Below are 17,711 nucleotides of genomic sequence, written 5' to 3' on the forward strand. Positions count from 1 at the left end.
ATGGACACGCTCATGAACCGCGCCCTGCTGACACTGTGCTGCCTGCTGTTGCCGCTTGCCGGCGCGGCGGCCGATCCTGGCCCGCGCTGCGGCGGTGACGCGGCGACACCCGGCAACTTGCAGCTGCAGGTGGGCAAGTCGAGCATGCTGCGCCTGCCCGAGGCCGTGCTGGCCCGCAGCGTCGGCAATCCGGCCGTGCTGCAAGCCATGCTGGTGGCGCCCGACACCTTATATGTGGTCGGCGTCGACGTGGGCAGCACGAATATGATCATTCAGGGCAGAAGCGGCGTGTGCAGCGTGGTGAACGTCAGCGTCAGCATGGATCCGGCCGGCCTGCAATCGACCCTGGCGGCCCTGATGCCGGAAGAAAAAGCCATCCGCGTGACGGCCGTGGCCGATACCCTGGTGCTGTCGGGCACGGTGCAGGATGCGGGCGCCGTGCTGCGCGCCGTCGAGCTGGCGCACGCGTATGTGCGCCGCGCTACGCACGCGCTGGCGCTGCCCAAGCCGGCCGATGGCACGGCCTTGCCGCTGGCGGCCGCCGCGCCCGGCGGCGCGGGCAGCGCGAACAGCCGCGTCATCAATATGCTCGACGTCAGCGCGCCGCAGCAGGTGATGCTGGCCGTGCAGATCGCCGAAGTGTCGAAGTCCTTGCTGGAGCGGCTGGAAGTGGGCGCCACCCTGCGCTTCGCCTCCGGCAGCTGGGCCACCACCCTGCTGTCGAATTTCCTCAGCGGCACGGCGAATGGCTTGCTCGACGTGCGCAAGTCGAATGGCCAGCAGCTGACCATCGAGGCGCAGAAACAGGATGGCCTGGTGCGCATCCTGGCCGAGCCGACGGTGATGGCGATCAGCGGCCAGGAGGGCAGTTTTCTGGCCGGCGGCAAGATCTTCATTCCCGTCGGCCAGGACAACAACAAGATCACCCTGGAAGAGCGCGAATACGGCGTCGGCCTGCGTTTTACCCCGACCGTGCTGTCGGGCGGGCGCATCAACCTGAAGGTGGCGCCGGAAGTGTCGGAACTGTCGCGCGAGGGCGTGGGCATTTCCGCCGCCGGCGTCAGCGGACGCTCGATTTTGCCCGTCATCACCACGCGGCGCGCCTCGACCACGGTGCAGCTGTACGACGGCCAGAGCTATGCCATCGGCGGCTTGATCAAGAACAACCAGGTGAGCAATATCACGGGCGTGCCCTGGCTCAGCGAGCTGCCGATCCTCGGCGCGCTGTTTCGCAGCACGGATTTCCAGCATGACCGCACGGAATTGCTGTTCGTCATTACCGCGCACCTGGTGAAACCCTTGCCGGCCGATGCCGTGCTGCCGACGGCGCAGCTGGCGCCGCCCTCGCGCACGGATCTGATGTTGCACGGCAAGATGGAAGGGACGCTGGCGCCGCCGTCCGTGCCGCCGCCGCGCGCGGCCAACGGTTTCGAGTTGAAATGAGACGGGGAGACACGCCATGCCGAATTCGCTCCTGATGACGTTGCGGCGCCTGGCGGCGCTGCTGGCGGCGCTGCTGGCGGCGCTGCTGCTGGCCGCCTGCACGCACGGCAGCACGCCGCGGCTGGACGGGCGCTTCGGCGACGCCGTGCGCCTGGCCATGGCGCAGCAGGTGCGCGAGCCGGCCGGCGCCGTCAATCGCACGCCGGCCGATGGCCTCGACGGCGCCAGCGCGCACGCCGTCATGCAGCGCTACCGCGCCTCGTTTGCGGAACCGAACGGCCAGGCGCCCCAGCCCGTGCAATTCATGCTGGGAGGCGGCAATGGCAAGTAGACGCCAGGGCCAGCGCGGGGCGATGCTGATCGCCTTTGCCATCCTGCTCATCCTGGTGCTGGGCTTTGTCGGCCTGGCGCTGGACGTGGGGCAAGTCATCGGCCGCAAGACGGAATTGCAGAACCTGGCCGACAACGCGGCGATGGCGGCGGCGGCGGAACTGGTGGGCACGCCCGAAGGCTTGCTCGCTGCCGTGGACAAAGCCAAGCACAGTGCGGCCGACCGCAGCGCCTGGCGCCGCCGCATGGAGGGCGCCGTCCTGTCGGATGCCAGCATCCGCTTCGCCAGCGCGCCCGACGCGCCCGCCAGCGCATGGCATGCGGCGGGCAGCGTGCCCGATCCCGCCACGGCGCTGTTCGTGCGCGTCGATACGCAGGCCAATGACCCATCGCTGGGGCGGGTGGCGACGGCCTTCCTCGGTGCCTGGTCGCCCGCGCTGCGCACCCTGGACACGGGCGCGCGTGCCGTGGCGGGCCATACCAGCCTGCGCCTGATGCCGCTGGCCATCTGTGCCTTGTCGTCCAGTGCGGCCAGTCCGCGCACGAATGCGGCATTGCTGCCGGCCGTCGAGCTGCTGGAATATGGTTTTCGCCGCGGCGTGGCGTATAACCTGTTGAAGCTCAATCCGCATGGCCCGGGGGCCGAACATTTCGTGCTCAATCCGCTGGGCCAGCCGGGCGTGGTGGGGTCGTCGCTGCAGGTCAGCGACGCGAGCGTGTTGCCGTTTGTCTGCAGCGGCATGGTGCTGTATCCGCGCATCGGCAGCGCCCAGGTGCACGTGCACCGGCCGTTTCCCGCCACCATGTGGCCGGCCTTCAACGCGCGCTTCAACCAGCATGCGGGCAGCGGCTGCGATCCTGTCGTGGCGCCGCCCGACACGAATATCCGCGCCTACCCGAATACGGCCGCGAACTGGTGGATGACGAACACGCCCGATGCGCCCAGCGCCCTGAGCACGGGCAACCCGCTGTTGTCCGTGGCCGATCCGGAATCGAACGCCACGCCACCCAGCGTCGGCAGTTATGGCCCGCTATGGTCGTTTGCCAGGGCGGTGAAATACAGCAGCCCGAAGCCGGCCGGCGGTTATCTGCCGTTTGCCACCAGCGACTGGCCCAAGCTGTATCCCGCTACGCCGGCGGCGCCGGCCGCCAAGTCCAATTATCCGACCGATAAATCGCCATACCTGACGCCAGCCTACCAGACGGCGCCGACCAGTAACACGGGCGTGGCGCAGCGCCGCCTGCTGCACATTCCCCTGCTGGCCTGCCCCGTGCCGGCCGGCAGCGACGTGCTGGCCCAGGTGCGGGGCATCGGCCGCTTCTTCATGACGGCGCCGGCCAGCAATGGCGTGCTGAGCGCCGAATTTGACGGCCTGGCGGCCGAGGGCACGCTGGCCGGTCCCGCGGAGCTGCTGCAATGAGGCCGCCCTGCCGCGCGGCGCGCCGCCAGGGTGGAGTCGCCGCCATCGAGCTGGCGCTGATCCTGCTGTTTTTCATGGCGCTGCTGCCCTTCGTGCTGCTGTTCGGTCGCGCGTTCTTCGCCTATACGGCCTTGCAGAAGGGCGCGCATGACGCGGCGCGCTACCTGGCGACCTTGCCGCTGTCGCAGATGGCCAACGGCGATGCTATCGTGCAGCACAGCGATTTTGCCCGTCAGCTGGTGCTCGATGCGATGGTCGAAACGGCGCCGCACATGAAAGCGCTCAGCGTCAGCCTCGATTGCATCTATGCCGACGATTTCTATAACTGCGGCAGTTATCCGAAGGCGCCGCTGCAGGTGCGCGTCAAGGTCACCATGGAAATACCCACCGGCTTTCTGCCTGACCTGACGCGCGCGTGGCTGCCGCAGCTGGCGTCCATCCCCTTGCGTGCGAATGCGACCTTGCGCTATGTCAATTAACCCGCCTCCACGCCGGCAGCGCCAGGGCGGCGTTTTCGCCGTCGAGTTCGCCATGCTGGCGCTGCTGTTCTTCCTCTTCCTGTTCGCCATGCTGGAAATGGCGCGTGCCGTGTACGTGTGGAACATGGTGCATGAAATCACCCGGCGCGCGGCGCGCGCTGCCGCCGTCACCGATTTCAGCAATGCCGCAGCCTTGCAGGCCGTGCGCACGCAAGCCGTGCTGCGCGCCACACCGGGTGCGCTGCCGCTGGGCGGCGGCCTCGGCGACGCGCATGTGCGCATCGATTATTTGTCGGAGGACAGCGGTGGCGCCGCGCTGGCGGCGGTGCCGGTGACGGTGATGCCGGGCTGCCCGCAACGCAACCGCATCAATTGCCTGAACGATCCGCATGGCGCCAGCTGCATCCGCTTCGTGCGCGCGCGCCTGTGCCAGCCGGGTGTCGGCACGCGCTGCGAGAGCGTGCCGTACCGGCCCATTTTGCCGTTGCTGGGCGTGATGTTCCCCTCCGGCGCAGGCGCCATACGTTTGCCCAGCGGGATCACCATGGCGGTGGCCGAGTCGCTGGGTTATCCGGACAATCCCGGTTTTTGTCCATGAGCGCCGCTCTGCTGGCGCAGCCGAATGTATTGCCTTGAATGAAGGAGGGGCGATGAAAGCCTTGATGATTACCCGCGACGCCAGCTTGCACGACGAAATCGCGGCGCAAGGCGCGGCCCGCATGCCCGTGCTGCGGCTGCTGGAGCGGCGCAGCGGCCTGCGCGACGCCGTCGAGCGCATGCAACCCGAAGCGCCCGAGCTGGTGATCGTCGACGCCAGCGGCATCGATGCCGACGAGGCCGACCTGCTCGAGCGCCTGGCGCGCCAGTATCCGCTGGCCGTGCTGATGCTGCTCACGCGGGGCCAGCAGCAGGATGTGCTGATCCGCGCCATGCGCGCCGGCATGCGCGAAGTGCTGCAGCTGCCGCTGGTGCACAAGGCCTTCCACGAGGCGATGGACCGGGTCGATATCCAGGCCGGCGTGACGCAGATGCGCGACGGCAAGGTGCTCGCCTTTATCTCTTGCAAGGGCGGCAGTGGCGCCACTTTTTTATCGACGAATTTTTCCTACGCGCTGGCCAGCCTGGCCGGCTGCAAGGTGCTGCTGATCGACCTGCACGGCCAGTTCGGCGACGCCACTTTGTATGTCTCGGACCAGAAGCCGGCCATGACCCTGTCCGACATCTGCGCCCAGATCGCGCGCATGGACGGCGCCTTTCTCGCCTCGTGCCTGGTGCACGTGACGCCGAACTTTGGCGTGCTGGCGGCGGCCGACGACCCCGCGCACAAGGTCGACATGCAGCCCGAGCACATGGACCGCATCCTGGCCGTGGCGCGCCAGCACTACGACTACATCGTGCTCGACGTGGGACGCCAGATCGATGCGCTGTCGCTGCGCGCGCTCGACAACGCCGACACCATCTATCCGGTGCTGCAGCTGGCCTTGCCCGACATCCGCGACGGCCGGCGCCTGCTCGACATCTTCCGCTCGCTCGGCTACCCGGGCGAGCGTTTGCGCCTGATCGTCAACCGCTATGAAAAGGGCGGGCGGCTGCGCCTGGCGGACCTGGAGCAGGCGCTGGGTGCGGAAGTGGTGCACACGGTGCCCAACGATTACATCGCCGCCACCGATTCCGTCAACCAGGGCATCCCGCTGCTGCAGCTGTCGCGCACCAGCGCCGTGGCGCGCAGCCTGGCCGAGCTGGTGGAGCTGGTGACGGCACGCCGCGTGACGGAAAGCCGCGGCCTGTTCGACCGCCTGTTCAGCCGCAGCGAGGCTTGACGGGGCGGCAGCTGAATTGTGTCAAGGCTCCCGCCGGGAGCCATCATGGGAGCCGAGATGACCTTACGCGAACGCCTGGCGGCAAATGAAACGGTGCGCCCCGCCACGAATGGACAAGGCGCGCTGGCGCTGCACGCCTACCAGGAACTGAAAAAGACCATGCACCAGACGATACTCGACCGTATCGACCTGGAACGCCTGAAACGCCTGACGGCCGAGCAGTTCAAGCACGAGCTGGCGCTGCTGGTGCAGCGCGTGATCGAGGAAGAGCGCATCGTGCTGAACCAGCACGAGCGGCATAGCCTGGTGCTCGACATCCAGCACGAGATGCTGGGTTTTGGTCCGCTGGAACCGTTGCTGGCCGACGCCAGCGTGTCCGATATCCTCGTCAATACCTGCGACAAGGTGTACGTGGAGCGCGGCGGGCGGCTGCAGCTGACGGACGTGACCTTCCACGACAATGCGCACCTGATGAAGATCATCGAAAAGATCGTCTCGCGCGTGGGACGGCGCGTCGACGAATCGAGCCCGATGGTCGACGCGCGCCTGCCGGATGGCTCCAGGGTCAACGCCATCATCCCGCCGCTGGCCGTCGACGGGCCGATCCTGTCGATCCGGCGCTTTGCCGTGCAGCCTTTGACGATCGCCAACCTGCTCGACTATAAAAGCCTGACGCCGCCCATGGTGCAGGTGCTGCAGGCGCTGGGGCAGGCCAAGGTCAACATCCTGATCTCGGGCGGCACGGGCAGCGGCAAGACGACCCTGCTCAACGTGCTGTCCGGCTTCATTCCCGGCAGCGAGCGCATCGTCACCATCGAGGATGCGGCCGAACTGGCGCTGCGCCAGCCGCACGTGGTGCGCCTGGAAACGCGCCCGCCGAATATCGAAGGCAAGGGGGAAGTAAGCCAGCGGGCGCTGGTGCGCAATGCGCTGCGCATGCGGCCCGACCGCATCATCCTGGGCGAGGTGCGCGGCGCCGAGGCGCTCGACATGCTGCAGGCGATGAACACGGGCCATGAAGGGTCGCTGGCGACCATCCACTCGAACACGGCGAGGGATGCGCTGGCACGGCTGGAAAACATGGTCGGCATGGCCAGCGTGAACCTGACGCCGCGTGCCACGCGCCAGCAGATCTGCTCGGCCGTGACGGTGGTGATGCAGGTGTCGCGCCTGACGGACGGCGCGCGCAAGCTGGTCAGCCTGCAGGAAGTGACGGGCATGGAGGGCGACATCATCGCCATGCATGAAATCTTCCGTTTCGAGCAGACGGGCGTCGATGCCGCGGGCAAGGTGCTGGGCCACTTTTGCGCCACGGGCGTGCGGCCCCGCTTCACTGAGCGCCTGCGCATGTTTGGCGCGCCGGTTCCGGACAGCGTCTTTGACCCGGACCGCATCTACGAATAGAGGGGGGACGCATCATGGACCTGGTCTTCTACGGCTTCGCCGTGCTGCTGTTCGCCGCCTGCATCCTGATGGTGGAAGGCGCCTGGCTGTGGTGGTCGGGCACGCACGGCAGCGCGGCGCGGCGCATCAACCGGCGCTTGCAGCTGATGGCGGCGCGCGGCGAAGCGGGCGGCGAGCGGGTCTCCATCCTCAAGCAGCGCCGCTATGCGCGTGCGCCGGGCCTGGAGCGGCTGCTGCGGCGCATGCCGCACATGGCGCGGCTGGATCACCTGCTGCTGCAATCGGGCTTGTCGTGGTCGGTGGCGCAATTCCTCGGCGGCGCGGGCGGCTTGCTGCTGCTGGCGCTGCTGTGGCTGGCCATCTGGCCCATGCCGCTGCCGGGCGCCTTGCTGCTGCTGGGCGTGGCGGGCGGCGGGCCGTACATGGTGGTGCTGCGCGCGCGCGCGGCGCGGCTGAAGAAGATCGAGGCGCAATTGCCGGAAGCGGCCGATTTCCTGGCCCGCGCGCTGCGCGCCGGGCACTCGTTTTCGAATGTGCTGCAGATGGTGGGCGATGAACTCAATGAGCCGATCAGCGGCGAATTCAAGATGGCGCACGAGGAGATCAATTACGGCGTGCCGATGAACGAGGCGCTGCAAAACCTGGCCGCGCGCATTCCGCTGACGGACTTGCGCTACCTCGTCATCGCCGTGCTGGTGCAGCGCGAATCGGGGGGCAATCTGGCCGAGGTGCTGGTCAGCATCGCGCGCATCATCCGCGCCCGTCTGAAGCTGCTGGGGCAGGTGCGCGTGCTGTCGGCCGAGGGACGCATGTCGGCCTGGGTGCTGGGACTGATGCCGGTGGTGATGATCGGCGTCATGGCGCTGGTCAACCCGCAATACATCCGCCTGCTGTGGACCGATCCGAGCGGCATAAAACTGCTGTGGTACGCGGCCGGCATGGTGGCATTGGGTGTCGTCTGGATGCGCAATGTGATCCGCATCAGGATATAAAACCGGAGGTGGCATGAGCGGTGCACAATTGCTGTTCCTGTTGATCGTCTTCGCCGTGGTGGTGGCGCTGGCCCTGCTGGCGTGGCTGATCTTCTTTCCCGGCGCCCTGCGCCAGCGCCTGTTCGGCTCTATGGCGCCGGCCGCCAGCGACGCGGTGGTGGAAAACGGCTGGGTGGAGCGCGTGGCGCGCGTGGCGCAGCCGTTCAGCAAATTGTCGCTGCCGGAAGAGGGCTGGGAGCGCTCGCCGCTGCGCACGCGCTTCATGAACGCGGGCTGGCGCCAGGCCAGCGCGCCGGCCCTGTACTTCGCCGCGAAAACCGTGCTGGCCCTGCTATTCCCTAGCGTGCTGGGCCTGTATGCGGCCAGCGCCATGGCGGCGCAGCTGCGCAGCGTGCTGTTGCTGCTGCTGTGCGTCGGCGCCACCGTCGGCTATTACCTGCCGAACCTGGTGCTGGCCAGCACGGCCAAGCGGCGCCAGCGCGACATCTTCGAAAACATCCCCGACGCGCTCGACTTGCTGACCGTGTGCGTGGAAGCGGGCCTGAGCCTGGAGCGCGCGCTGGTGAAGGTGTCGGGCGAAATCCACATCAAAAGCGTGGTGCTGGCGCAGGAATTGCAACTGGTGCTGATGGAAATGCGCGCCGGCTTTTCCAAGGAAAAGGCGCTGCGCAACCTGGCCCTGCGCAGCGGCGTGGAAGACGTCGACACCCTGGTCGCCATGCTGATCCAGTCGGAGCGCTTCGGCACCAGCATGGGCGATTCGCTGCGCGTGCATTCGGAAAACCTGCGCGGCAAGCGCAGCCTGCTGGCCGAGGAGGCGGCAGCGAAGATCGCGTTAAAACTGCTGTTCCCGCTGATTTTTTGCGTCTTTCCCACCCTCATGCTGGTACTCATGGGGCCGGCCGTGATCGAAGTCTATCGCGTGCTCGTGCCGGCCATGGCCAACCGCTGAAAGGAGTCACCATGCGCTTGACGCTTTCCCGCCTGGCCGCCGCCTGCGCCTGTCTTGGCCTGGGCGCCTGCGCCAGCCATACGGCGCACGCGCCGCCGCTGCCGCCCGACGCCGATGCCGCCTACGTCGCGGGACGCCAGCATTTTGACGCGGGCAACCTGCCCGCCGCGCAAGCGGCCTATGAACAAGCGCTGCGCCATGCGCCGCGCCACGTGAATGCGCGCAACGGCCTGGCCGTGCTGCACGCGCAGCGCGGCGAGCACGCCGCCGCCATCGCCCATTGGCTGGCCTTGACGCAGGAGGCGGGCACGCCGCGGCCGCAGCAGGCATATCTGTTCAGCAATCTCGGCCGTGCCTATTATCTGAGCGGGCGCGATGCGCTGGCGTTGACTGCGCTGGAACAGGCGTGTCTGCTCGATCCGCTCAATGCGCTGGCCTGGCAACACCTGGCGCAGGTGCTCGAACGCCTGGGACAGCATGAGCGCGCGGCCGTCATGCGGCGCCAGGCGGCCAGCTTGCAGGAACACGACCTGCGGCGCGACCTGGCCTTGTTGCGCGATGAAGCGCCGCCGCAGGGCGTGCCCGCGCCCGCGCCGCCGCAGGAGACGCCCGCCATGGCGCGCATCGAGATTACGCAAGGCGACGGCATGGCCCGTTTGCAGCGCGTGCCGGCCGAGGCGCGCGGCGTGCCCGTTGCCGCCCCGGCGCGGACCGTGACGGCGGCTGCCGTGCCGCGTCCGCGCCTGGAAATTGTGAATGGCAACGGTGTGCCGGGCATGGCCGCCGCGCTGGCGCGCAGCCTGGCCGTCGCTCCCGTGCAAGTGGTGCGCCTGGCCAATGAAACCAGCTTCCAGGTGGCGCGCACGCGCGTCGAATACCGGCCCGCGCAAGAGCAGGCGGCGCGCCAGCTGGCCCGCCAGCTTGGAACGCAGGTGCAGACCCAGGCCGCCGACTGCCCGGCCAGCGAGCTGCGCCTGGTACTGGGACGCGACCTGAGCGACCCCGCCATGCTGCACCGCTATTATCTGCAGCAGTTGCAACTGGCGCGCCAGGCACTGGCGCGGCTCGGTTAAAACGCCGCTGTTGATGCAAAAAAACGGCGCCCATGAGGCGCCGCGTGTTTTGCATGCTGCTGATTACTTCGGCTGGCGGCGGCGCGTGAAGGCCAGGCCGGCCAGTCCCAGGCCCAGCAGGAACAGGGTACCAGGCTCCGGCACGACCAGTGGGTCGATGACGACGATATCGGTGCGCGTGGACTTGGAAAAATTCAGGGTATAGCTGCCGGCGGGCAGGGCGAAATTCGAAGTCAGGGAAAACAGCGCGAAGTCATTCGTGAAGGCGCGTCCGGTGGCGGGATCGTTGGTGCCGCTCGTCATGTTCAGGCTGAAGGGGTCGAGGCTGCCGGCGCCATGGTTGCCGTTGACGTCGCTGCCATTGCCGGCATTGCCATCGGGCGCGAACTGGAAGATCACGCCATCGGCATTCGCGTTCGACAGGCAGCCTGCTGGGCTGGCGGCATTGCACGAGATATTGAAGATATCCATGATCGACACGTTCGACTTGTCGCCCATGGTCGTCACGCTGGTGCGCAGGTCGCGCCGTCCCATGAAGCTGAAGGTGATGAAGCCGGCGCTCGACAGGGTCAGGTTGACGGAGCCGGTGAGCGTGTCGCCGGCCGTGGATGAGGCGGCGCCGACCGTGTTGCGCTGCGCTTCCGAGACGGCGCGTACGGTGGCGCCGCCATTGAGCATGTTGCCGAAGGCATGCGCATCGCCGCGCGCGAACTCCAGGGTGGAACTGGGACTCGGGGCGTAGTGGTTCTGCGGCAAGCCGCTGCAGCCGCCGCCCGAACATACCTGCTGCACGTCGGCGTTGGCGGCCGGTCCCGTATTGACGGCACGCGGATTGACGGCCACGCCGCCTTCAAAGAAGGCGCTGTCGCTGGCATTGCGGTTGGCGCCGGCCAGCGACAGCGCGCCGGCGCTGGTGGTGATGCGGAAATTGTTCAACTCGTTGACGGCCAGGCCGTATGCGCCGGCCTGCGCCTGGCCGCTGGCCAGCAGGCTTGCCGCCGCCAGTGCGCCCAGCCAGCCCAGGGTCTTGCTTCGTGTGTGATCGACGTTCATCGCAGCCTCTTATCGTGGTCAGTCTCGGAAAATCCGGGGATGAGGAATCCAGGATGACTTGCCTGAATTCATCTCGTAGACAGGGATAAGCAGTTTGCATGCCACACAAAAAAAGCCCATGGAATCAATGATTTGTGCAAAGCGGACTGAACTGGATAGGGCAAAGTGTAAGAAAGGCCGACGCCGCTTGGCGGAAGGCGGCGGGGGTGCCTCAGGTGGCGCGGTGATAGCCCAGGTGGCCACCCGAATTGCGTGCGCAACCGCAACCGATGCGCGCCACTTCCTCCCCTTTCGTCAATTTCCAGTTGGTAATCGTCGTGTGTTCCCAGTCGATGTCGCTTTTCTTGACAGGTTTCACTATCAGCGTGCGTTGTTCCACATCCGTGTACTCCATCAGCTCCTCGTCGTCGGCGATGTCGAAATGGCGGTGGATCAGGGAAATGCCGAAGCGGTCGAGCGCGCCATAGCGTTGCAGCACGTCGCGCAGCTCGCGAAAGCAGGCGAGGTCGTCGGGCCGCAGCGGATCGACGGCGGAAATATCGGCAACGGGCTGCCATTGCATGGCGTGAATGTTCAGGCTGTGCATGATGTTCTCCTGTGCCCCTGGTATCAAGCCCAGGCTGCCGGAAGGGCGCCGGCACGCCTGGCGACATGCCCATCGTGGCCGCAAAGCCGCTGCGGCGCTTGCGCCATATCAAAGGTGCGGCACATCGCCTCTCGCCCGATCATTGCCCGGTAAAATAGGCGATGGCAAACAAAACCCCCACCTTCCCCGGCGCACGCACGGGCCGCGGCCAGGTCCTGGCCGTGCTGCTGTCGAACCGCGACCAGTCCGGCGCCGAACCGCTGCAAGGCCGCGTCTCGCTGGCCGCCATCGTGAAAGCGCTGAAACGCAAATACCACTGGCCGATTGAAACGCACAGTTTTCCCGCGAATACGCAAGATGGCCGCGCCAGCTGGGCGACCGTCTACAGCTTGCCGGAAAAGGTGATCGAGGCCGCGCTGGAGGCCGGCGGCCGGGAGTGGCTGGAGAGCCGGGCAGTAGCCGGGCGGCGGTGACGAACGCGCCGCTTTGCGCTATTCCAGCCGGAAGCCGACCTTGAGCGTGACCTGGAAGTGCGCCACCTTGCCGTCGACGATATGGCCGCGCGATTCCGTCACTGCATACCAGTCCATATGCTTGACCGTCAGCGCCGCCTTGGCAATGGCATCGCGTATCGCCTGATCGCTGCTCTCGGTGGACGTGCCGACCAGTTCGATCAGCTTGTAAGTGTGTGCGGACATGATATTTCCCCAGGTAGGCAAGCCAGACATCGGGAGCCTGCTTTGCGCAGGCACGTGCTCATCTTGCGCCTAAACGTGCTGATAGTCATTGCGCGGTGCAGCATGCGATTGCGAATCGGGCGAAGGCCGCCATCATGCTGGCAACATTGCTGTCGGTTAAAACCGGGACTTCAGTTGGTCTTGTCGGCGTGTGGGTGGAGATAGTCCGCGTTGCGTCCCACGCTATGCGCTCACTTCGGGTCGCGATGAGCGTCAATGGCACCAGGAGCATCCTGCAGGCGCCTGGGAAGAAAAAATTTAGCTACACAACTAAATGGGTAGTCGTTTGAAGGCACCCTTCGTGAACTTCGATGCATTCAGCCCGGCTTTGATCTCTGAAAAAGGCGGGTCTCCGCAAGGACGGTGCACACGAAATACCCCGCTCTCCACCAATTGCGACAATGTTGCCGCAGGCTCCAGTCGAGTATGCTTGTAGGCGATGTGACTGTGATGCTCTACGAAAGGATGGCTTCCGACCTGAAGCTCACAAGTTGCATCGAACGGGACGTTCGGATAGGTCGAACAAACGCATACCAGCGCGCACATATTGTCAGGATAGCCATCGATGGGCGCTGGGTCATTTAGTACTACAAATAAATGAAACAAACCACCAGGGCCCGATGGTATGAGTAGTGTTTCCTTGGCTCGCGGTAACCAGCCGGGCATCATGCCGCCGATGTAAAAGCGGCGTTGATCGCCTGCTGCTCACGCAATTGTTTTTTCAGTAACCGTGCCTGTTCATTATTGAATTTAAGTACTTCGAACAATTTTTCTAACGTGATGGGTACTGATGAGCCTTCAGGATCTTCCCACTCAGGGCAAATTTTGTGAGTGAGGTCGCGAATCTGATATTTGCTCAAGTGACCAAAATCTTTCCAAGTTTCTGCGAGAACTTCAAACTCGGCTTCAGATAATTCCAGAAGGTCTTGCTCTGGCGAGCGAATCCGACTTCCGTCACGCAAAGCCACAGCATGATCCTCACGATCCGCGATCCACGCATCCCACCCATTATCTTCAGATGAGGACATTCCGTTAATGCGATTCAATGTTTGAGACAGAACAGGTCCGTGATCCATAGAAACAAGCTTGTCGCCAATGATCGGATCGCCGTACATCTCATATGAGCGCCGCTCTGCTAGATAAAGCAACTTCATCAGCTTAAGTACAGGAAGGCGGCCTTGGGCTTGAAATAGGAAGTAAGCGGCAACCTGCGCGGCTTTCTTTTCGGAATATAAGTTTTGCATAATTTTGAGCCTCCATCGCATCAATTTTGAGCAATTTGGATAGCTATTCGAGATCAATCTACGCACAAAGTACATCGCTGTCAACATATTGCCGTGCATGATGCTTTGGCCCATGCAACATGTGCGGAAAGTGGATGAAATCAGTTTAACTGTATAAATATACAGTAGTTTTGATAATTGTCAAACGAAATCGATAAGCGCCAGCGTATCGGCTGGATGGCTTTGCCGCTAGACGGGGAGGTCGGCCAACGTGCTTCTGCATGTCGTCATGCGGCAAAAAGGGTTCCACCGTGCACCAGCCTGGAAACCACACTGATTGATGCCTGTCTTTGCCGGGAACGTCGACAAGAAGCCACGCTGGAAAGTAGTACGTGAGGTGTGATTGCTTGTAATCAAGAGAGGCGCAACTATAAGTTGGCGTTGTCACTTGCTTGCTACTGATCCAAAAGAAAAGGGCTTACATTTCTGTAAGCCCTTGATATTCTTGGTGCCGACTGCCGGTTTCGAACTGGCCACCTGATGATTACAAATCAACTGCTCTACCAAATGAGCTAAGTCGGCAAAAACTGCGCGTTGCGAATTATACGCTATTTAATGCGTGTCAGGGTCGGGCGGCCGCCTTTTTTTGGTGGCTCGTCGTCGCCGGGCGTGGCATTGTCGCGTTGTTCGGGGGAGCTGGCTGGCACGGACGACAGCGTCGGAGCGCTGCTGGCGGGGGCGAGCACGGGCGGCGGAACGTCGGCGGAGGCGGGGCTGTCCGTCGGTTGCGCGTCAGGATCATCGTTGCCCAGCACGGGCTCGAAGGCCATGCCCTGGCCGTTTTCGTTGGCGTAGATGGCCATCACATTGTCGACCGGCACGTAGATTTCGCGCGAGACGCCGCCAAAGCGGGCGTGGAAGCGGATGGCGTCGTTGTCCATCTTCAGGCCGCTGGTGGCGCCGAAGCTGATGTTGAGCACGATTTCGCCCTTTTTCACGTATTCCATCGGTACGGTGGTGCGCGAATCGACTTTGACCGCGAGATAAGGCGTGTAGCCGCTGTCGGTGCACCACTCGTAGATGGCGCGCAACATATAAGGTTTGGTTGAGATTTCAGACATGGTAGGCACTGTGAGGCGGGAGCGCCCCCCGTCAGGCATGAGGCGGGCGCACCGGTAGTTCAATGAGACTGGGCCGCCCGTATGCGGGACGACTCTAGATGTCCCGGCAAGCGTTGCTTGCCGGGAATATCTTAACGACGCATCACTTTTTCCGAAGGAGTGAGTGCTTCGATGTACGCGGGACGCGAGAAGATGCGTTCGGCGTATTTCATCAGCGGTGCGGCCGTCTTCGACAGTTCGATGCCGTAGTGGTCCAGGCGCCACAGCAGCGGCGCGACAGCCACGTCGAGCATCGAGAATTCGTCGCCCAGCATGTACTTGTTTTTCAGGAACAACGGCGCCAGGGTCGTCAGGCGGTCGCGGATTTCCGCGCGTGCCTTGTCGTGGGCCTTGTCGTTGCTCTTGGCGCGTTCGCTTTCCAGCACGTGCACGTGCACGAACAGTTCTTTTTCGAAATTGAACAGCATCAGGCGCGCGCGGGCACGCATCAGCGGATCGGCCGGCATCAGTTGCGGATGCGGGAAGCGCTCATCGATGTACTCGTTGATGATGTTCGATTCATACAGGATCAGTTCGCGTTCGACCAGGATAGGCACCTGGCCATACGGATTCATGGTCGAAATGTCTTCCGGCTTGTTGAACAGGTCGACGTCGCGCACTTCGAAGTCCATGCCTTTTTCAAACAGGACCAGGCGGCAGCGTTGCGAAAATGGGCAGGTTGTACCCGAATAGAGAACCATCATTTTTTATAGTTCCTTAGAAACAAAGGGGGTGAAGCCGCGAACGGCTCACCCCAGGTCGCTTGTCCACTCATGCGGACAACGCAGAAACAGGCATAAACCGGCCTATGGCCGGCGCCTCACTTATTTGACTTCCTTCCAGAACGACGCATTCAAGCGCCATGCCAGCAGAGCAAAGACCGACAGGAACAGCAGTACCCAAACGCCCAGGCGCTTGCGTGTCTGTTGTGCCGGTTCGGCCATCCACTCCATGTAGCCGACCAGGTCGGCTACCGCATTGTCGTACTCGATCTTGTTCAACGTACCTGGCTTGACCTGCTCGAAGCCGGTAAATTTGTGGATCTTCTTGCCAGCTTCGTGCGGATCGTTCTCTTCCACGAACTTGGCAGTCTGGACACCTTGCAATTCCCATAATACATGCGGCATGGCAACATTCGGCACGACCATGTTGTTCCAGCCGGTCGGACGAGTGTCGTCTTTATAGAACGTACGCAGGTAAGTATACAGGTAGTCGCCGCCTGTGCCAGCGGAAGATGATTTCGCGCGCGAAATTACCGACAAATCCGGCGGTACGACGCCAAAGAAGGCCTTGGCGTCCTGCGGTGCCAGGCTGGTCGTCATCAAGTCGCCCACTTTATCGCCGGAGAACAACAGATTCTCCTTGATCTGGATTTCCGTCAAGCCCAGGTCGCGCAGGCGGTTGTAGCGCATCGACACGGCAGCGTGGCAATTCAAGCAATAATTGACGAACAATTTGGCGCCATGTTGCAGCGCTGCCATGTTCGTCTGGCGGTCAGGAGCCTTGTCCAGCGGAAAGCCGCCTTCGCTGGCGAGAGCCATGGCAGGCACGAAGGCCAGGATGGCGAGCAGTTTTTTTGCAATCTTCATATGATGTATGTCCTTTGAGCGTGGCGTGAGAGCGGCTTAGTGCGGGTGAAACGTCACACGCGACGGCACGGTCTTGAACTTGCCCATGGCACTCCACCATGGCATCAGCAGGAAGAAGCTGAAGTAAATCAGGGTGCACACTTGCGACACGATGGTTTTCGCATCCGTTGGCGCCTGGGTACCCAGGTAGCCGAGGATCAGGAACGACAGGCCGAAGATGGCGTACACATATTTGTGCCAGGTCGGACGGTAGCGGATCGATTTCACGGGCGAATGGTCGAGCCATGGCAGGAAGGCCAGGATCACGACGGAACCGCCAAAGAACACCACGCCCCAGAATTTCGCGTCCAGCACCTGCGGCAGCATGCCGATGATGGCGACGATGGCGATACCGGCGATGGCGGACTTGACCGTCGTCGACAGGCGCGACTTGAGCCAGATGAACACCACGTAGGCGGCCACGACACCCATCAGCACGTACATGAAGTCGGCCGTGGTGGCACGCAGCACCGAGTAGAACGGCGTGAAGTACCAGGTTGGCGCGATGTGCAGCGGGGTCTTCAGCGAATCGCCCGGCAGGAAATTGTTGTATTCCAGGAAATAACCGCCCATTTCCGGCGCGAAGAAGACGACGGCGCTGAAAATGACGAGGAAGATCGAGACGCCGAACAGGTCATGCACGGTGTAGTAGGGATGCGAAGGGATCGAATCGACGGGGTGGCCATCGGCGCCCAGGTTTTCCTTCACTTCGATGCCGTCCGGGTTGCTGGAGCCCACTTCATGCAGGGCGATCAAGTGCGCTGCAACCAAGCCCAGCAGTACCAGCGGGATGGCGATCACGTGGAAGGCGAAGAAGCGGTTCAGGGTCGCGTCGGAAACGACGTAGTCGCCGCGGATCCACAGCGACAGGTCAGGGCCGATGAACGGGATGGCGCCGAACAGGTTGACGATCACTTGTGCGCCCCAGTACGACATCTGGCCCCATGGCAACAGGTAGCCGAAGAACGCTTCGGCCATCAGGCACAGGAAGATGGCGAAACCGAACAGCCAGATCAGTTCACGTGGCTTGCGGTAGGAGCCGTACAGCAGGCCGCGCGTCATGTGCAGGTAGACGATGATGAAGAAGGCGGAGGCGCCCGTCGAGTGCATGTAGCGCACCAGCCAGCCCCACGGCACTTCGCGCATGATGTACTCGACGGAATTGAAGGCCAGGGCCGCATCCGGTTTGTAGTGCATGGTCAGGAAGATGCCGGTGACGATCTGCAAGACCAGCACCAGCATGGCCAGCGAGCCGAAGATGTACCAGAAGTTGAAGTTTTTCGGGGCGTAGTACTTGCCCCATTGGTCGTTCCACAGCTTGGTCAGGGGAAAGCGGTCATCGACCCAGCCCAGCGCTTTTTCGGCGACGGGAGCGTCTGCCGGGAATTTCGTTTCTTTGAAAGCAGCCAT

19 protein-coding genes and 1 tRNA gene are annotated in these 17,711 nt (G+C 63.6%); 11 read left to right on the forward strand and 9 right to left on the reverse strand.

The window, feature by feature from the left end; genetic code table 11:
* The first annotated feature begins 12 nt into the window (after positions 1-12).
* From IGS61_RS14690 to IGS61_RS14735, 10 genes are read left to right on the forward strand one after another with little or no spacing between them, the layout of a single operon-like run.
* Positions 13-1,443 carry a type II and III secretion system protein family protein gene (locus tag IGS61_RS14690; protein WP_230540242.1) on the forward strand — a complete coding sequence of 477 codons (1,431 nt, stop codon included), beginning with the start codon at positions 13-15 and terminating at the stop codon, positions 1,441-1,443.
* A 16-nt stretch (positions 1,444-1,459) separates the two neighbouring features.
* Positions 1,460-1,774, forward strand: coding sequence for a hypothetical protein (locus IGS61_RS14695; protein ID WP_230540243.1), 315 nt, complete (start codon positions 1,460-1,462; stop codon positions 1,772-1,774).
* Positions 1,764-3,194 carry a TadE/TadG family type IV pilus assembly protein gene (locus tag IGS61_RS14700; protein WP_230540244.1) on the forward strand — a complete coding sequence of 477 codons (1,431 nt, stop codon included), beginning with the start codon at positions 1,764-1,766 and terminating at the stop codon, positions 3,192-3,194. The genes IGS61_RS14695 and IGS61_RS14700 overlap by 11 nt, the downstream gene beginning before the upstream one ends.
* Positions 3,191-3,673: a TadE/TadG family type IV pilus assembly protein gene (locus IGS61_RS14705; RefSeq protein ID WP_230540245.1), complete on the forward strand. Its 483-nt coding sequence runs from the start codon at positions 3,191-3,193 to the stop codon at positions 3,671-3,673. Before IGS61_RS14700 ends, IGS61_RS14705 begins: the two co-directional genes overlap by 4 nt.
* Positions 3,663-4,271, forward strand: a complete 609-nt coding sequence (locus IGS61_RS14710) for a TadE/TadG family type IV pilus assembly protein (RefSeq protein WP_230540246.1) — start codon at positions 3,663-3,665, stop codon at positions 4,269-4,271. The genes IGS61_RS14705 and IGS61_RS14710 overlap by 11 nt, the downstream gene beginning before the upstream one ends.
* A gap of 52 nt (positions 4,272-4,323) precedes the next feature.
* A complete protein-coding gene (locus tag IGS61_RS14715; protein ID WP_230540247.1) occupies positions 4,324-5,493 on the forward strand; it encodes an AAA family ATPase in 1,170 nt (389 codons plus the stop codon).
* A gap of 57 nt (positions 5,494-5,550) precedes the next feature.
* Positions 5,551-6,897, forward strand: coding sequence for a CpaF family protein (locus IGS61_RS14720; RefSeq protein ID WP_077408925.1), 1,347 nt, complete (start codon positions 5,551-5,553; stop codon positions 6,895-6,897).
* A 14-nt stretch (positions 6,898-6,911) separates the two neighbouring features.
* Positions 6,912-7,889, forward strand: coding sequence for a type II secretion system F family protein (locus IGS61_RS14725; protein ID WP_230540248.1), 978 nt, complete (start codon positions 6,912-6,914; stop codon positions 7,887-7,889).
* Positions 7,890-7,902: 13 nt separating this feature from the next.
* Positions 7,903-8,841, forward strand: a complete 939-nt coding sequence (locus tag IGS61_RS14730; protein ID WP_230540249.1) for a type II secretion system F family protein — start codon at positions 7,903-7,905, stop codon at positions 8,839-8,841.
* 11 nt (positions 8,842-8,852) lie between these two features.
* The gene (locus tag IGS61_RS14735; RefSeq protein ID WP_230540250.1) at positions 8,853-9,914 is read left to right on the forward strand and encodes a LytR C-terminal domain-containing protein; all 1,062 of its coding nucleotides are present in this window, start codon (positions 8,853-8,855) and stop codon (positions 9,912-9,914) included.
* A 63-nt stretch (positions 9,915-9,977) separates the two neighbouring features.
* Here IGS61_RS14735 and IGS61_RS14740 read toward each other — a convergent pair whose 3' ends face one another.
* On the reverse strand, positions 9,978-10,967 hold the full coding sequence (locus IGS61_RS14740; RefSeq protein WP_230540251.1) for an EDSAP-1 family PEP-CTERM protein: 990 nt from the start codon (positions 10,965-10,967) through the stop codon (positions 9,978-9,980).
* Positions 10,968-11,178: 211 nt separating this feature from the next.
* A complete protein-coding gene (locus tag IGS61_RS14745; protein WP_230540252.1) occupies positions 11,179-11,553 on the reverse strand; it encodes a hypothetical protein in 375 nt (124 codons plus the stop codon).
* A gap of 161 nt (positions 11,554-11,714) precedes the next feature.
* Here IGS61_RS14745 and IGS61_RS14750 point away from each other — a divergent pair, with 161 nt between their 5' ends.
* Positions 11,715-12,026, forward strand: a complete 312-nt coding sequence (locus IGS61_RS14750; RefSeq protein WP_070289468.1) for a hypothetical protein — start codon at positions 11,715-11,717, stop codon at positions 12,024-12,026.
* Between the two features lie 18 nt (positions 12,027-12,044).
* Here the strand turns inward: IGS61_RS14750 and IGS61_RS14755 are convergent, their stop codons facing one another.
* The 7 genes from IGS61_RS14755 to IGS61_RS14785 form a co-directional block, all read right to left on the reverse strand.
* A complete protein-coding gene (locus IGS61_RS14755; protein ID WP_092798646.1) occupies positions 12,045-12,251 on the reverse strand; it encodes a dodecin in 207 nt (68 codons plus the stop codon).
* Between the two features lie 704 nt (positions 12,252-12,955).
* The gene (locus IGS61_RS14760) at positions 12,956-13,648 is read right to left on the reverse strand and encodes a Panacea domain-containing protein (protein WP_230540253.1); all 693 of its coding nucleotides are present in this window, start codon (positions 13,646-13,648) and stop codon (positions 12,956-12,958) included.
* A 371-nt stretch (positions 13,649-14,019) separates the two neighbouring features.
* Positions 14,020-14,095, reverse strand: a tRNA-Thr gene (locus IGS61_RS14765).
* Positions 14,096-14,121: 26 nt separating this feature from the next.
* Positions 14,122-14,634 carry a ClpXP protease specificity-enhancing factor gene (locus IGS61_RS14770; RefSeq protein ID WP_086147887.1) on the reverse strand — a complete coding sequence of 171 codons (513 nt, stop codon included), beginning with the start codon at positions 14,632-14,634 and terminating at the stop codon, positions 14,122-14,124.
* A gap of 131 nt (positions 14,635-14,765) precedes the next feature.
* Positions 14,766-15,377, reverse strand: a complete 612-nt coding sequence (locus tag IGS61_RS14775; RefSeq protein WP_010394154.1) for a glutathione S-transferase N-terminal domain-containing protein — start codon at positions 15,375-15,377, stop codon at positions 14,766-14,768.
* Positions 15,378-15,497: 120 nt separating this feature from the next.
* Entirely contained in the window at positions 15,498-16,262 is a 765-nt protein-coding gene (locus IGS61_RS14780; protein ID WP_230540254.1) for a cytochrome c1, read from the reverse strand.
* A gap of 36 nt (positions 16,263-16,298) precedes the next feature.
* On the reverse strand, positions 16,299-17,711 hold the full coding sequence (locus tag IGS61_RS14785) for a cytochrome b (protein ID WP_230540255.1): 1,413 nt from the start codon (positions 17,709-17,711) through the stop codon (positions 16,299-16,301).

This window comes from Janthinobacterium sp. FW305-129 (assembly GCF_020858115.1).
Taxonomy (GTDB): Bacteria; Pseudomonadota; Gammaproteobacteria; order Burkholderiales; family Burkholderiaceae_D; genus Janthinobacterium.

What these genes read in the sequence shown, in the direction of transcription:
- IGS61_RS14695 (WP_230540243.1), top strand. Translation starts at nt 1,460, where the DNA reads ATGCCGAATTCGCTCCTGATGACGTTGCGGCGCCTGGCGGCGCTGCTG.
- IGS61_RS14715 (WP_230540247.1), top strand. Translation starts at nt 4,324, where the DNA reads ATGAAAGCCTTGATGATTACCCGCGACGCCAGCTTGCACGACGAAATC.
- IGS61_RS14745 (WP_230540252.1), bottom strand. Translation starts at nt 11,553, where the DNA reads ATGCACAGCCTGAACATTCACGCCATGCAATGGCAGCCCGTTGCCGAT.
- IGS61_RS14740 (WP_230540251.1), bottom strand. Translation starts at nt 10,967, where the DNA reads ATGAACGTCGATCACACACGAAGCAAGACCCTGGGCTGGCTGGGCGCA.
- IGS61_RS14760 (WP_230540253.1), bottom strand. Translation starts at nt 13,648, where the DNA reads ATGGGCCAAAGCATCATGCACGGCAATATGTTGACAGCGATGTACTTT.
- IGS61_RS14730 (WP_230540249.1), top strand. Translation starts at nt 7,903, where the DNA reads ATGAGCGGTGCACAATTGCTGTTCCTGTTGATCGTCTTCGCCGTGGTG.
- IGS61_RS14775 (WP_010394154.1), bottom strand. Translation starts at nt 15,377, where the DNA reads ATGATGGTTCTCTATTCGGGTACAACCTGCCCATTTTCGCAACGCTGC.
- IGS61_RS14710 (WP_230540246.1), top strand. Translation starts at nt 3,663, where the DNA reads ATGTCAATTAACCCGCCTCCACGCCGGCAGCGCCAGGGCGGCGTTTTC.
- IGS61_RS14700 (WP_230540244.1), top strand. Translation starts at nt 1,764, where the DNA reads ATGGCAAGTAGACGCCAGGGCCAGCGCGGGGCGATGCTGATCGCCTTT.
- IGS61_RS14770 (WP_086147887.1), bottom strand. Translation starts at nt 14,634, where the DNA reads ATGTCTGAAATCTCAACCAAACCTTATATGTTGCGCGCCATCTACGAG.
- IGS61_RS14755 (WP_092798646.1), bottom strand. Translation starts at nt 12,251, where the DNA reads ATGTCCGCACACACTTACAAGCTGATCGAACTGGTCGGCACGTCCACC.
- IGS61_RS14780 (WP_230540254.1), bottom strand. Translation starts at nt 16,262, where the DNA reads ATGAAGATTGCAAAAAAACTGCTCGCCATCCTGGCCTTCGTGCCTGCC.
- IGS61_RS14725 (WP_230540248.1), top strand. Translation starts at nt 6,912, where the DNA reads ATGGACCTGGTCTTCTACGGCTTCGCCGTGCTGCTGTTCGCCGCCTGC.
- IGS61_RS14720 (WP_077408925.1), top strand. Translation starts at nt 5,551, where the DNA reads ATGACCTTACGCGAACGCCTGGCGGCAAATGAAACGGTGCGCCCCGCC.
- IGS61_RS14735 (WP_230540250.1), top strand. Translation starts at nt 8,853, where the DNA reads ATGCGCTTGACGCTTTCCCGCCTGGCCGCCGCCTGCGCCTGTCTTGGC.
- IGS61_RS14785 (WP_230540255.1), bottom strand. Translation starts at nt 17,711, where the DNA reads ATGGCTGCTTTCAAAGAAACGAAATTCCCGGCAGACGCTCCCGTCGCC.
- IGS61_RS14750 (WP_070289468.1), top strand. Translation starts at nt 11,715, where the DNA reads ATGGCAAACAAAACCCCCACCTTCCCCGGCGCACGCACGGGCCGCGGC.
- IGS61_RS14690 (WP_230540242.1), top strand. Translation starts at nt 13, where the DNA reads ATGAACCGCGCCCTGCTGACACTGTGCTGCCTGCTGTTGCCGCTTGCC.
- IGS61_RS14705 (WP_230540245.1), top strand. Translation starts at nt 3,191, where the DNA reads ATGAGGCCGCCCTGCCGCGCGGCGCGCCGCCAGGGTGGAGTCGCCGCC.